13 protein-coding genes are annotated in these 14275 nt (G+C 60.5%); 5 read left to right on the top strand and 8 right to left on the bottom strand.

Going from position 1 to position 14275, the window contains the following annotated elements; genetic code table 11:
* Nucleotides 1-18: 18 nt before the first annotated feature.
* From ACEXP3_RS22955 to gbd, 8 genes are all read right to left on the bottom strand, one after another.
* Entirely contained in the window at nt 19-843 is an 825-nt protein-coding gene (locus ACEXP3_RS22955; protein WP_377299521.1) for an amidohydrolase family protein, read from the bottom strand.
* 27 nt (nt 844-870) lie between these two features.
* A complete protein-coding gene (locus ACEXP3_RS22950; protein WP_377299520.1) occupies nt 871-1290 on the bottom strand; it encodes an RbsD/FucU family protein in 420 nt (139 codons plus the stop codon).
* A gap of 21 nt (nt 1291-1311) precedes the next feature.
* Entirely contained in the window at nt 1312-2349 is a 1038-nt protein-coding gene (locus tag ACEXP3_RS22945; protein WP_377299519.1) for an aldo/keto reductase, read from the bottom strand.
* Between the two features lie 12 nt (nt 2350-2361).
* Nucleotides 2362-3360 carry an ABC transporter permease gene (locus ACEXP3_RS22940; protein ID WP_377299518.1) on the bottom strand — a complete coding sequence of 333 codons (999 nt, stop codon included), beginning with the start codon at nt 3358-3360 and terminating at the stop codon, nt 2362-2364.
* Between the two features lie 17 nt (nt 3361-3377).
* Nucleotides 3378-4355, bottom strand: a complete 978-nt coding sequence (locus ACEXP3_RS22935; RefSeq protein ID WP_210107222.1) for an ABC transporter permease — start codon at nt 4353-4355, stop codon at nt 3378-3380.
* Nucleotides 4352-5860: a sugar ABC transporter ATP-binding protein gene (locus tag ACEXP3_RS22930; RefSeq protein ID WP_377299544.1), complete on the bottom strand. Its 1509-nt coding sequence runs from the start codon at nt 5858-5860 to the stop codon at nt 4352-4354. The genes ACEXP3_RS22935 and ACEXP3_RS22930 overlap by 4 nt, the downstream gene beginning before the upstream one ends.
* Nucleotides 5861-5928: 68 nt before the next feature.
* Entirely contained in the window at nt 5929-6966 is a 1038-nt protein-coding gene (locus tag ACEXP3_RS22925) for a sugar ABC transporter substrate-binding protein (RefSeq protein ID WP_377299517.1), read from the bottom strand.
* 30 nt (nt 6967-6996) lie between these two features.
* Nucleotides 6997-8109 (bottom strand): 4-hydroxybutyrate dehydrogenase, encoded by a 1113-nt coding sequence (gbd, locus tag ACEXP3_RS22920; protein ID WP_377299516.1) that lies wholly within the window; start codon nt 8107-8109, stop codon nt 6997-6999.
* Nucleotides 8110-8381: 272 nt separating this feature from the next.
* Here gbd and ACEXP3_RS22915 point away from each other — a divergent pair, with 272 nt between their 5' ends.
* Genes ACEXP3_RS22915 through ACEXP3_RS22895 form a run of 5 tightly spaced genes read left to right on the top strand, consistent with a single transcriptional unit; the run spans nt 8382 to nt 14236 of the window.
* Complete coding sequence (locus ACEXP3_RS22915; protein WP_377299515.1) at nt 8382-9065, top strand: GntR family transcriptional regulator; 684 nt, start codon at nt 8382-8384, stop codon at nt 9063-9065.
* A 3-nt stretch (nt 9066-9068) separates the two neighbouring features.
* Nucleotides 9069-10601 carry a UxaA family hydrolase gene (locus ACEXP3_RS22910; RefSeq protein ID WP_377299514.1) on the top strand — a complete coding sequence of 511 codons (1533 nt, stop codon included), beginning with the start codon at nt 9069-9071 and terminating at the stop codon, nt 10599-10601.
* 44 nt (nt 10602-10645) lie between these two features.
* Nucleotides 10646-12214 carry a GMC family oxidoreductase gene (locus ACEXP3_RS22905; protein ID WP_377299513.1) on the top strand — a complete coding sequence of 523 codons (1569 nt, stop codon included), beginning with the start codon at nt 10646-10648 and terminating at the stop codon, nt 12212-12214.
* A gap of 30 nt (nt 12215-12244) precedes the next feature.
* The gene (locus ACEXP3_RS22900) at nt 12245-13042 is read left to right on the top strand and encodes an SDR family NAD(P)-dependent oxidoreductase (RefSeq protein WP_377299512.1); all 798 of its coding nucleotides are present in this window, start codon (nt 12245-12247) and stop codon (nt 13040-13042) included.
* Nucleotides 13043-13072: 30 nt separating this feature from the next.
* The gene (locus tag ACEXP3_RS22895) at nt 13073-14236 is read left to right on the top strand and encodes a glycerol dehydrogenase (protein ID WP_377299511.1); all 1164 of its coding nucleotides are present in this window, start codon (nt 13073-13075) and stop codon (nt 14234-14236) included.
* Nucleotides 14237-14275: the final 39 nt, after the last annotated feature.

Here is a 14275-nt window from a genome sequence, read left to right as displayed (position 1 = left end):
TCTCACGCCCGACAGCGTTCAGACGCCGTAGAAACGCGCCGCGTTCTTTTCAAAAATACCGTGCAGGTCCTCCGGTCCGAAATGGCTTGAGAGGAGAGTGCGCGCGAGATTGGCGACTTCCGCATAGCTGGCAGCCAGCGTGCAGACCGGCCAGTCACTGCCGAACATCAGGCGGTCGGGGCCGAAACAGCGGGCGACGTGATCGACGTAAGGTCGGAAATCCTCAACCTGCCAATTGGCGCTTGCCTCCGTCACCATGCCGGACACCTTGCAGGAGACGTTCGCAAAAGCTGCGATCTCTTCCATATGCCCCCGCCATGGATCGAGCGTGCCCGTTGCAATCTCCGGCTTGGAGATATGGTCCACCACGGCCTTGAGGCCAGGCACGGTCTTCAACGCTGCAACCACATGCGGCAGGTGGCGGGTGAAGGTGAGGATATCGAAGGTGAGGCCGCTGTCGGCCACGGCCTTCAGGCTGTCGAGCACCTTCGGGCGCAGGATATAGGCGTCGTCGTCAAGCCCTTGCAGCATCGGGCGAAGGCCAACGAATTTCGGGTTCTGCCGGGTGCGTGCGAGACGCGCGGCAAAATCCTCTGCCTCCATATCGATCCAGCCGACGACGCCGGCGACGAAATCCGTTTCTCTGGCGATCTCCAGCAGGAAATCGGTTTCCGCTTCGGTTTCCGCCGCCTGCACAAGAATGGTGCGGGTGATCCCCGCGCGGCGCATCTCGCGGGTCAGATCCCCGGGCAGAAAATCCCTGTAGATGGACCCGAGTTCCGGTGTCAGCCAGCCATAATCGCTGCGTTCCACCTTCCAGAAATGTTGATGACTATCGAGCATGGCGGTCTCCTCCCCATCGCGGCCGGCTTAGCGCACGACACCCTTTTTGAGGATGATATTGCCGTAGAGCCGCCGTTCCCCGGTGGAGACCACGGCAAAGGCGGTCTTGGAGCGGTCATAGAAGGCGAACCGATCGATGGCCTCCAAAGGTATGCCGCGCTTTTCCTCTCTTTCGATAATCGTCTCGAAGTCTGCATAGATGACCGGGCGCTCGCCCGGTGCATCCATAACGGCGGCAGGATGATCGACGAAATCATCGAGCGGCAGCAGCGAGAGGACAGCGGTGAGCACGGCGCAGGCATCGATGCCCGGCATCTGGATCAGCCGTTCCGCCACCTTGACCGCCGGGAAATTGGCATCCGAGATGACGATTTCGTCGCCATGGCCCATATCAGCCAGGATGGCGAGCAGTTCGCCGGTCAGAAGCGGGTCGAGGGTCTTCAGCATCATGTTTCTCCGAGTTCGAAATCAGCGGTTGATCAGGCCCTGATCCTTGAGCGTTGCCCAAAGGTCTTCAGGGATCTCCTGCTCGAACCAGGCGATGTTGGTGGCGATCTGCTCAGCCGTCTTGGCGCCGATGACGACGCAGGTGGCCGCCGGATGACGCAGCGGGAACTGGATGGCGGCTGCGGGAAGCGGCACGTTGAAACTGTCGCAGACGGCACGAAGCTTTTCGGCCCGTTCGATCATTTCGGCAGGCGCATCGGCATAATTGAACTTCCGCCGTCCGGAGGTGGAGGCGAGAATGCCGGAATTGAACACACCTGCGACGACCAGCGCCATGCCACGCTTTTGCGCGAGCGGCAGAAATTCCTCTTCGGCATCCTGATCGAGCAGCGTGTAGCGACCAGCCAGCATGGAGCAGTCGAGATCGGCTTCTTCCAGCGCGTCTCGGATGATCTGCCATTCGTTGACGCCCAGCCCGAAGCCCTTGATGTCGCCCGCCGCCCGCAGTTCGGTCAGAGCCCTGAAGCCGCCGCCCTTGGTCAGCGCATGCCAATGGTGCTCATGCAGATCCGCATGGGTGACGCGGCCGATATCATGCACATAGAGAAGGTCGGGACGGGGGAATCCGAGGCGCTGCTGACTGTCGTCGAAGCTGCGCATCACGCCGTCGTACGTGTAATCGAACACCTCGCGGAAATTCAAACCGTTCCACCAGCCTGGATCGAGCGGGTTCTTCGGCGGTGCGGGCGGCAGCTTGCGGCCGGCCCGTTCGGTGGTCATCAACCGGCCGACCTTCGTTGAGATAACCCAGTCACGCGCTTCCGGTGCCTTCTCCCGCAGCAATTCACCGACCAGATGTTCTGAGCGGGTGTTGCCATACATGGGTGCGGTATCGAAATATCGGATGCCGGAATTCCAGGCCTGGTTCAGCATGGCCATGGCGTCTTGCTTGGCCACCGAGGCGTAGAGACCGCCCAGAGGGGCGCTGCCGACGCCAAGGGCGCTAACACTGATACCGGTTTTGCCAACGGGACGTTTGTCAGTCGCTTTCATGCTCATTCCTCATAAAATTCAAATGTGTGCGCGGGTTTTGCGGCGAGCCCAGACAACGACAGCGACGCCGCAAAGCAGCAGCACACCGCGCACGATCTGGCGCTGCGCGTCCGTCCAGCCAAGCAGGGCAGCCCCACTGAGGAGGGCGGCGAGCAGCAGCACGGCGGTCATGGTGCCGATGACATTGGGTTTGCCGAATTTCAGCGCCATGCCGCCCAGCAGCACGGCCGTCAGCCCGTCGATGAAGTAGGAGGTGCCGATATAGGGCTGGCCAGAGGAGAGGTCTGCCGTCAGAAGAATGCCTGCCAGAGCGGAGACGACACCGGAGAGACTATAGAGAATGAGCAGCAGCCGGTTTGCCGGAACGCCCGCCTCGATGACCGCCGCACGGTTCTGCTCCAAGGCATAGAGATAGTGGCCGAAGGTCAGTCGCTCCTGCACGAACCAGGCTAGCCCATAAAGAAAGGCAACGATCACCGTCAGCAGCGGCAGCACACCGAGATTGATGTGCAGCAGCGTACCGACAAAGCCGGTGGAGGACAGGGAGATCGAGGTGCCAAGACCGATGGCTGCCGCAATCGATCCCGCCAGTCCACCGGTGGCAATGGTGATGACGAGCGCCGGCAAGCGAAAGATTGCGACCAGCACGCCATTGGCAAGGCCGAAGACGACGCCGACCAGCAAACCCGCCAGACAGGCGATGGCCCAGCCGTTTCCGGAGACGACAAGCCCCGCCACGACCATATTGGCGAGCGCTGCGACGGACATGAAGCTCACATCGATCTCGCCTGCTGCAATGATCCAGGTCAGGCCAAGGAACATCAGTGCCGCAATGCTGGTCGAAAGCAGCATGTCATTGATATTACCTGCACTGATAAAACTCGGTCTCAGCCACGCAAAGAGCAGCATCACGAGCACCAGGAGGAGAAAGAGACCGTAGCGCAGGAAGAAGCCGTTCACATCAGGACCTCGCTTTGCCGCTGCGCGCTCTGCCGTGGTCATGGTCATATCCGTCATGTTGGTTACCCCTTCGCTCAGCGTGCTGGTTGGCGGCTGAATAGCCCGCCCAGCAGTGTGGTGAGTTTCGGGTCGAAAATGCCGATGGCGGCGATCAGAACGGTGCTGACGATGGCGTCGCTGTAATAATAAGGGATAGCCAGCAGCGTGAAGCCGTTCAGCATGGCCGACATCAGCAGCGTTCCGCCAAGAGTTGCCGGAATGGAGGGTGCGCCGAAGAGAGCTGCCCCCAGATAGACGGCGGCAAAGGCCGGCATCATCAACTGGTTGCCGGCTGTGACGTTGGCTGCGCCGGAAGATGCAACCAGCAGCGTGATGGCGAGACAGGCAAGCGCACCGCAAAGACCGAAGGCCGTGAGCACATAGGCCCTGACGCGAATGCCGGAGAAGGCCGCCGAACGTCGGTTTTCACCCGTTGCATAGAAGGCGCGGCCAAAGCGGGTGCAATGCAGAACGATGAAGGCGACGATGGCGGCAGCCAGGAGAATGACCACCGGCATGTCGAGCGACAGGAATCTGGAATCGTTTAGGTCGAGAATGCCCGACATGAAGAAGTTTTCCGAAATGGATGTGCCGTTGCTGTAGAAATAGGAAAGGCCAACCGCAACCCCGCCGGTGGCGATGGTGGTGACAATATCGGGCAGGCGCAGATAGGAAATGACGTTACCATTGATCAGACCAGCCACAAGCCCGATAGCGATGCCGCCTGCCACGCTCTGCATCAGCGTAAAATCATTGGCAAGCATCCAGCCAAGAGTCATCGCCCCCAGCGATGCCACGCCGGGGAAGGAGAGGTCGAAGTGACGAACGACGATGACGAAGGTCAGGCCGATTGCCGTCAGCCCGTTCACCGACATATGGCGCAAGAGGGCATGCAGATTGTTTTCGCTGAGATAGGCGGGGGCGAAAGACTGGAACACCGTTGCAATCAGACCGAGAAGCACCAGGAATGCTGTCAGCCGCAGCGCAAGCGGAGAGGATTTCAGGGCCGTCATGCGCGTGCTCCCATGATGCCGGCGGATAGAAGTTGGTCGCGGCTCGGTCTTTGATCCGGCACGAAAACGGGGCGGCCCCGGTAGAGAGCGATCATCCGGTCGGCGACGCCGTGCACCTCATCGCAATCAGACGAGATGACCAGCACGCCGGCATGGGCGGAAAGCTCCCGCATCAGCGCATAGAGCGTGGCGCGCGCGCCGATATCAACGCCGACGGTGGGTTCCACGAAGATGTAGATATCGGCATCGCGGTAAAGGCCCTTGGCGATGACGATCTTCTGCTGGTTGCCGCCGGAGAAGGCGCTGACAGGCCGGTCCAGCGTCATGGGATGCAGGGCCACGCGCTTTGCAAGGCCTGCCGAAGCCTTTCGATTTGAACCGAAGCGTAACAACCCGCCGAGAAAGGAGGCCTTGCCGAGATGCGCCAGCGTCACGTTGAAAATGACGTCGCGCGACAGGGTCAGCCCTTCTGTGCGACGGTCGCCGGGAACGAGGAAAATGCCCTGGCGCAAGGCATCATGCGGGTCCTTCAGCGCAACCTGCTTGCCTTTCACCGTTATGGTGCCTGCATCGGGGCGGATGACGCCGAAGAGCGCCTTGGACAACTCGTCCGCGCCGGAGCCGACCAGCCCGAAAATACCGAGAATTTCTCCGCGCCGCAGGGTGAAGCTTACGTCCGAAAACAGGCCGTGCCGCGAGAGGCCACGCACGTCCAGAAGTGCTTCTCCTGCGGCGCTCTTCGCCTTGGGAGGGAATATGTCGCCGGGCTTTTCGTCCAGCATCAGTTCGGGGATCGATATGTTGGACGTTCTTGCCTCATGACAGGTCAGCGTAGTGACGCGCCTGCCCGCCCGAAAGACCGTGAAGCGGTCGCTGATCTCGAAGACCTCTTCCAGGCGGTGCGTGATGTAGATGATGGCGATGCCTGCCGCCTTCAGCTGCCGCATCAGGTGGAAGAGCGATGTCTTTTCCCGCTCGGTCAGCGTCGACGTCGGCTCGTCGAGGATCAGGATGCGAATGTGTTCACGGCTCAGCGCATGCAGGATGGCAACGATTTCCCGGTCCACCGCCGGCATTTCGCCGACGCGGGCTTCAAGATCGATCTCGATGGGGAAACGCTTCAGCAATTGCTCGGCCTGAAGCTTCAGGGCCCTGCGGTCCACCCTGCGTCCGAGCCCGGGCTGCGGTGCCTCCTGACCGAGAAAGATGTTCTCGATGCCGGTGAAATCATCCACCAGTTCCGGGTGCTGCTGGACGGACGCAATGCCGCAGGCGATGGCAGCAGCAGGCGTGCCGATCTCGACACTCTCGCCGGCAATCGCGATCTCCCCTGCATCCTTGGTGTAGACGCCGGAGAGGATCTTGATCAGCGTCGATTTGCCCGCGCCATTGATGCCGAGAAGGGCATGGATTTCGCCGGCTTCCAGAGAAAAATCCGCGTTGTCCAGGGCCTTGACGACGCCGAACTGCTTTTCAATGCCCTTCATGTCGAGAATGGCTGCCATATCCAGCACCAAGCCTTTCCACCTGCATTGGGAAACGGCAGGCCGCGCACGGCCTGCCACACGTCAGTTCAAAGCGCGCGAGCCCAGCCGAGTTTGATCGCCTCGCCTGGCTGGTCGTAGGTGTCTGGCAGTTCCTTGAGGTCCTTCAGGCTGTCCTGCGTCACCGCGTAGGATGGCGTGATGACAAAGCGCGGAGCCTTGCGGCCTGCAACGACCTCATGGGCATAGAAAGCGTTCATGTAGGCCATTTCGTAGAAGCTCTGGGCCATGGTCATGGCAAAGGGCGAACCCGCCTTGATGTACTCAAAGGACTGGCGGCCACCATCAATGCCGGTGATGAACACCTTTTTGCCAGAAGCGCGGATGGCCAGCGTGCCTTCCGAGGCCGCTCCATCCCAGGCGCACCAGATGGCGTTCAAATCAGGATTGGCCGTGAGGATATTATCCACCACCTGGCGCGGTGTCGTCGTGCCGCCCAGCGCGAAGGCGATCTCGGACACGACCTTGATATCCGGGAAGCGATTGAACACGGATTTTGCGCCGAGCGTGCGCTGATCCCAGGATTCGTTGGAGGGGAGGCTGACCAGCGCCACCTGACCCTTGCCGTTCAGGCGCTTTGCGATGTATTCGGCGCCCGCTGCACCAAGGCCGAAATTATTCGACATCGCCGTGGAGGTGACGGTGGTGTTCGGCACATAGCTGTCGCCGCAGAAAATCGGGATGCCGGAGGCAACGGCTGCTTGCACGGCAGGCGAGATGGCGGCGGCATCGGCGGGCGTGATGAAGATTGCAGCCGGCTTGGAGGCGACGAAGGCCGCGATCTGGTCGGCCTGCTTCTTGATGTCGTAATTGGCATCGGCAATGGTGAGTGTGCCGCCGAGCTTTGCCACGGCATCCTTATAGCCGTTGACGATGTGGCGACCCGATTCCCAGACCGTCCAGCCCAGCGATGCGCAGAACTTCAGCTCTTGCGCGCCGGCGACACGCGGCTTGCTGAGGGCTGCTGCCACCGTGATGGCCGCGCCTGCGCTCAAGACGCCGCGTCGTGTCAGTTTCAGATCGCCCATGAAGTGCGCGCGATCTTTCGTATCCTCAAATTCGCTCATGTTGTCTCCTCCCTCCGGTGGTTCGCGGCCTCAGGCCGATTGCTGCAAAAGCATCAGATAATCTTCCCGGGTCGCAAGCCGGGGATTGGTGGCGTGGCAATGATCGTGCAGCGCCTCGCCGGCGACCTTTTCCATCATGGCCTCGGTCACGCCCATCGCCTTCAAGCCGCTGGGCATGCCGATATCCTTGTTAAGTTGGGCCATGACTTCATCGGGTTGACCGCCCAGGATCTCGGCCATCACATCCCATTTTTGGCCGATCACCGAACGGTTGAAGCGCAAGACGGCCGGCATCAGAACGGCATTCAGCGTGCCATGATGCAGGTTCAGCGCGCGGATGGCCCCGAGCGGATGGGTGAGCGCGTGAACGGCGCCAAGTCCTTTCTGGAACGCCATCGCCCCTTCCAGCGCTGCCATCATCATGTCCCAGCGGGCCTTGTGGTCCTGCCCGCTGGCCACGGCCTTGCGAATGGCGGGAAAGCCGCGTTTCAGACCGTCGAGCGCGATCGCATCGGCAGGCGGATTGGTGGACGGGCCCATATAGGTTTCGAGACAGTGTGACAGGGCATCCATGCCGGTCGCGGCCGTCAGAAACGGCGGCAGGCCGTAGGTCAGTTCGGGGTCGCAAAGCGCAATGGATGGCAGCATATGGCCGCTGAGGATGCCGAGCTTGCGACCTTCGGCCGTGATGATGACGGCCGCGCGACCGACTTCCGAACCCGTGCCGGATGTGGTGGGCACGGCAATCATCGGGCAGATCCTGCCGTGGATCCTGGCTGCGCCGCCCTCGACGGCCGTATATTGCGCAAGCGGGGCGGCATGGCCCGTCAGCAGCCGCACGGCTTTGGCCAGGTCGAGAGAGGAGCCGCCGCCGAGACCAACAATGCCATCGCAGCCCTCGGACACATACAGTGCATGCGCCTCCATCACGGCATCTTCCGTCGGATTGGCCGGCGTGCCGTCGAAGACTGTGGGGCGGGTTTCGAAGAGACCGAGAACCTTCTCAACCAGGCCGATGGAGACCAGGCCTTTGTCCGTTGCAATCAAGGGTCTGCGCACACCAAGCTCGGCCAGCAGGTGTGGAAGCCTCTGGATGGAGCCCGCGTCGAATTCGATGCGCGTGAGATAGTTGATGGTTGCCATGTCCTGCCTGTGCCTTCGACTTGCAAAATTGCTGCACGGCAAGCCGCATTCGGCCGCCTGCATGCGGTGCCACGATCTGTCTCTGTTGTGCTGATGGTTCGGGCCAACCTCCTCGTTCGCCCGAACTTTTCTCCTCTTCGGCGGCAGGCAATTTTTCGCTTGCGCCCCCAACTAATATATGAGTTATATAAATGCAGATCAAAAAGCGCCTGTCAACATGGTTTCGAAAGTTCTTGTTAGGCGCTTAAGCAGTTGAACTGATTGAGATTGATATGGAAGTTGAAAAAAGTAGGTCAATTCCGAAGGCAGAACAAATATATTGGTTGTTGCGTGAGGCGATTGTCCATCTAGAGATGCAGCCGGGTGCCGTCGTCTCGGAGAAGGACCTGTGTGCGGAACTTGGGGTTTCCCGCACACCGGTGCGTGAAGCGCTGCAAAAGCTGGCCGACGAAGGACTTGTCGATATCTTTCCGCACTCCGGCACCTATGTGAGCCGCATTTCCTTCAAGGTCGCTGAGGAAGGCTTTGTCATTCGTCGGGCGCTGGAAATTGAAAGCGTGCGCAAGGCGGTGGTCAATGTGACCGATGCGGATGTCGAGCATCTGAAGAACCTGGTTCGAGAGATGCAGTCGATCCTCGATAGTCATCAACTCGAAAAATATCTGGATTGCGACGACCTTTTCCACGGCGCGATCGCCGGCATCAGCGGCTATCCACGCATCTGGAAATTCATCACGCTCGCCAAGGTGCATCTCGATCGCATGCGCCAGCTCAGTGCGCCGGTGCCGGGCCATCTCGCGATGGTGACGGAGCAGCACGATACGATCGTGCGGGCACTGGCCAACCGCAATGCCGATCAAGCAGAACTCGCCATGCGCATCCACCTCGATACGTCTTTCGCGGTTATGGCCCGCATGTACGAAGAGCAGGGCGCTTTATTCGACGGAGAGGAATGAGCAATGACTATCTATTCGGCCTCGTCACCGCTCTTGCGGCTGAATGCGCAGGACAACGTTGCCGTGGCGCGCATGACGCTGGAGCCTACGGCTCTTCCAGAGCTTGGTGGACGCAGCCTGACAGGCCGGATAACGCAAGGTCACAAGGTTGCGATTGCCAATCTTGCTCCTGGCGAGGCGATCATCAAATATGGGCAGATCATTGGCTTCGCCACGAGCGAGATCCACATCGGCGATCATGTCCACACGCATAATATGGCCATGCGCGACGTCGAACTCGCCCATGAGTTCTGCGTCGATGCAAAAGACATTGCCTATGTTGAGCATCGAGCGAGCTTCATGGGCTTCGAGCGCGCGAACGGCGAGGCGGGAACGCGCAATTATATCGCCATCGTTTCCTCCGTGAACTGTTCGGCGACGGTTGCAAAAGCCGTGGCGCAGCATTACGCGCTGCCGGGACGGCTGGAGAACTATCCGAATGTCGACGGGGTGATTGCGCTGACCCATGCCGGCGGCTGCGCCATCAACACGGCAGCGGAAGGCTATCGCTATCTCACCCGCACGCTTGCCGGTTACGCAACCCACGCCAATGTGGGCGGTGTGGTGATGATCGGCCTTGGCTGCGAGACCAACCAGATTCCGGCACTGCTGGCCGCCCACCAGTTGAAGGAGGCGGAGCGCTTGCGTACGCTGACCATTCAGGCAACCGGTGGCACGCGCAAATCCATCGAGGCGACAATTGCCGCCATCGATGCCATGCTCCCCGCGGTCAATGCGCTCACGCGCACGCCACAGCCGGTCTCCAAACTGAAGCTGGCACTGGAATGCGGCGGATCGGATGGCTATTCCGGCATTTCCGCCAATCCGGCGCTGGGTCATGCCGCCGATCTTCTGGTCGGCCATGGCGGCACGGCCTGTCTTGCAGAAACACCCGAAATTTATGGAGCCGAACATCTGCTGACGCGCCGCGCCCGCAGCCCGGAAGTGGCGGAAAAGCTTCTCCAGCGCATTGAGTGGTGGCGCGATTACGCAGCGCGCGGTCAGGCGGAACTCAATAACAACCCGTCCCATGGCAACAAGGCGGGCGGGCTCACCACCATCCTCGAAAAATCGCTCGGTGCGGTCGCCAAGGGCGGCACGACGCGGCTCAACGCCGTCTACGAATATGCCGAACGGATCACCGAAAGCGGCTTCGTTTTCATGGATACGCCCGGCTATGACCCGATTGCCGTCACGGGGCAGGTGGCGGGTGGCTGCAATGTTATCTGCTTTACCACCGGCCGTGGCTCGGTCTCGGGCTTCAAGCCCGCCCCCTCGCTGAAGCTTGCCACCAACACGCCGATGTATGAGCGGATGCAGGAGGACATGGACCTCAATTGCGGCACCATCGTCACCGGCGACGAGACGGTCGAAGAGGTGGGCAAGCGCATTTTCCAAGCGGTCATCGCGACAGCCTCGGGCGAGCGGACGCTGAGCGAAATCTACAATTATGGCGATAACGAATTTGTGCCCTGGCAGGTGGGCGCAATCATGTGAGGAGCGTCTTTCGGAGGAAGGATACTCAGGCACGGGAGAGAGAGATGAGTGAGTTGAAGAGATTTTACGATGTGATCATCGTAGGGGCTGGCGTCGGTGGCGGCGCCTTGGCCAACTGTCTGGCGGAATCGGGCCGCAGTATCCTGATGATCGAGCGCGGTCCGCGCCTGCCGCGTGAAGACGACAACTGGAGCGTCGATGCGGTCTTTCACAAGAAGAAATATGCCACAAAGGAAGAATGGCGTGACAAGGACGGCCAGCTCTTCAACCCCAGCACCTATTATTATGTGGGGGGCAACAGCAAGTTCTTCGGCGCGGCAACGTTGCGCTTCCGTCGCGAGGATTTCGAGGATCTTCAGCACGAGGATGGCGTGGCCCCCGCTTGGCCCGTTTCCTATGAAGAGTTCGAACCCTATTATGCCGTGGCGGAACGCCTCATGGGCACCCATGGCATAGCGGGTCTCGATCCGACCGAGCCGCCACGCTCTGGACCCATGCCCTATCCAGCCATCGGCCACGAACCGGAAATCGCCTACTTTGAGGACAAGCTGAAGGCGAAAGGCTTGCATCCCTTCCCGCTGCCAATCGCCATCGACTACCACCAGGGTGGCAGTTGTATCCGCTGTCGCACCTGCGACGGATTTGCCTGCAAGCTCGGCGCCAAGGGGGATGCGGAAGTGCGCCTCGTCAACCCGGCACTTGCCAAGGCCAACGGCCGGATCGACCTCATCACGGAGACCTTGGTGCACCGGCTGCTGACCGATCCGAGCGGCCAGCGCGTCACCGGCGTGGAACTGACCCATCAGGGCCAAAAGCAGATAGTCGAGGCCGATCTTTTCGTATCCAGCGCGGGCGCGATCAACTCTGCAGCACTTCTTCTGCGCTCGGCCAATGATGCCCACAAGCGCGGCCTCGGCAACAATCTGTCCGATCAATTGGGCCGAAATTACATGGCCCATAACAACACTGCGATGATGGCGATCTCGCCGTTCAGGAAGAACCGGGTGGTCTTCCAGAAATCCATGGCGATCAATGATTTCTATCTGGCCAACCGCGAAAAGCCCTATCCGCTCGGCAACGTGCAGGGGCTCGGCAAATTGCAGGGCGGCATGCTGACGGCAGGCGCTGCCTGGGCTCCGGAATGGCTGATGTCCGCATTTGCCGATCGCAGCGTGGACTGGTGGCTGATGTCGGAGGATTTACCCGATCCGAACAACCGCGTGACCGTGGATCCCGATGGCCGCATCCGCCTGAGCTATACCGCCAACAACCTCAAATCGCACAATGAACTGGTAAAGGCCTGGTCGCGGATCATGCGCTCGCTCGGCTATCCGCTGATCATTACCAACAAGATGGATATCAAGGTTTCCATGCACCAGTGCGGCACGGCGCGCTTTGGCAAAACACCGGAAAGCTCGGTGCTGGACCCCCATTGCAAGGTCTGGGACGTCGACAACCTTTATGTGGTCGACGCATCCTTCCTGCCATCCTCCACGGCGGTCAACCCGTCGCTGACCATCGTCGCGCAGGCGCAACGCACAGCCGAACACATTCTGGCCCGCTCAGGCGAAGCCGTCACCAGGACGCCGCAGGCTTCGACGACCGCAGCTTGATCTGACCAATATTCGAGGGAGGAAACAAACATGTCAAACACTGGCACGGATTACCGCCGCCTGTTCGATCTCACAGGCCGCAAGGCTATCGTCACGGGCGGCTCGCGCGGTATCGGCAAGGCCTTGGCCGAAGCGCTCGCCGCGCACGGTGCGGACGTCGCCATCATCGTGCGCTCGACGCTCGAACGCGCCGAAGAGGTTGCCAATTCCATCAAGGCGCAAGGGCGCGACAGTTTCGCCCTTCAGGCCGATGTCGCCGAGGAGGCGGATGTGGAAAGGATGACGCAGGCGGTGATCGACCGCTTCGGGCGGATCGACATCCTGATCAACAATGCCGGCATCGTGCTGCCGGCACCCGCGGAAGAGTGCAGCCTTGATCAATGGCGCCAAACCATGGCCGTCAATCTCGATGGCGTCTTCCTCGTTTCCAAGCATGTCGGCCGGCGGATGATTGCGCAGAAAAGCGGGTCGATCATCAATATCGGCTCCATGTCGGGCCGGATCGTCAACTGGCCCTTCCGCCACGCCGCCTATAACGTTTCGAAGGCAGGGGTGCATATGCTGACGAAGGCGCTCGCCACCGAATGGGCCGAGCATAACATCCGCGTCAACGCTCTTGCTCCCGGCTACATCCGCACGGAACTGACCGATGACGTGCTTCGCGAGCATCCCGACGTCGTTGCCAACTATTGGGAAAAGGGGGCTGTCCAGAACCGCATCGGCACGGTCGAGGAACTGGCCGGGTCGGTCGTCTATCTGGCCAGCGATGCCGGCTCGTTCACCACGGGCGAAGTGATCACCGTCGATGGCGGCCTGACGCTGCGCTAACCACCGGACATTCGAAAGAGGAACAGGATCATGACCGCAAGAGGATATGGCGGGCCGCTTCGCTATGTGCAGGGCCCCGGTGTTACCGACGACATTGGGCTCTACATCGCACCCCTGGCTCAATCAGCATTGATCGTCATCGACGGCTTCTTCTGGGAGACGCTGCGCCCGAAAGTGGAAGCCAATCTCACGGCGCATGGCGTCAAAAGCCATTTCGTCAAGTTTTCCGGCGAATCCTCGGACAACGAAGTCAGCCGAACCGTCACGGAGGGAAAGACGGCGCAGGCAGGCGTCGTGATCGGCATCGGCGGCGGGAAGGCGCTGGATACCGCCAAGATTTCCGCCCTTCATCTCGGCGCGCGCACGGTCACGGTGCCGACCATCGCCTCCACCGATTCTCCCACCAGTTCACTCGGCGTGATCTACAGTGAGGAGGGGGTCTACGACCGTGTTGTCCGGTGCGGACGCAATCCCGATGTCGTCCTGGTCGATAGCGCGCTGATCATCAAGGCACCGGTCCGCTTCCTCGTCGCTGGCATGGGGGATGCGCTTTCTACCTGGTATGAAGCGCGGTCGAATTTCGAGAGCCGTTCCAACAACTATATCGGCGAGGGCTATGCCACGACAGCGGCAGGTGCGGCGATTGCTCGCCGGTGCCATGAGGTGCTGATGCGGGATGGCCGAGCGGCCTATGTCGCTGCCCGCGATGGCAAGCTGACGCCTGCGGTGGAAAACATCATTGAGGCGAATACGTTGCTGAGTGGCCTGGGCTTTGAAAACTGCGGCGTGTCCGGCGCCCATGGCATCCACGATGCGCTGACGGTGCTGGAGCCGACGCATCACTTCTTCCACGGCGAAAAGGTGGCCTTCGGTATCATCGGCCTGCTGGTGCTGGAGAACCGCTCGCTCACCGAAATTCACGAAGCCATAGATTTCTGTCAGGGCATCAATCTTCCGACAACGCTTTCCGATCTGGGGCTGGAGAACGTGACGACGGCGCAACTCCTGAAGGTTGGCGAGATCGCACTCGATGTACGGAGCGTCATTCATTCTGTGCCGGTGACGCTGACACCGCAATTGATTGCGGACTCGATCTGGACCGCCAGCGCGCTGGCGACTCAAAGAAAGAATGAAGCATCTCAGTCCACCAGCCATGCTGATCTGAACCCTTCAAACTGGACCATTTTTGGCTAGAGTTTTCCGGTGCATTTTCCTGGCTGGGAAAGGAACGGA

Source organism: Neorhizobium fuzhouense (genome assembly GCF_042611105.1).
Lineage (GTDB): Bacteria > Pseudomonadota > Alphaproteobacteria > Rhizobiales > Rhizobiaceae > Neorhizobium > Neorhizobium galegae_A.
The sequence above is the reverse complement of the archived record's forward strand: the minus strand, read 5'-3'. Positions and strand labels throughout refer to the sequence as shown.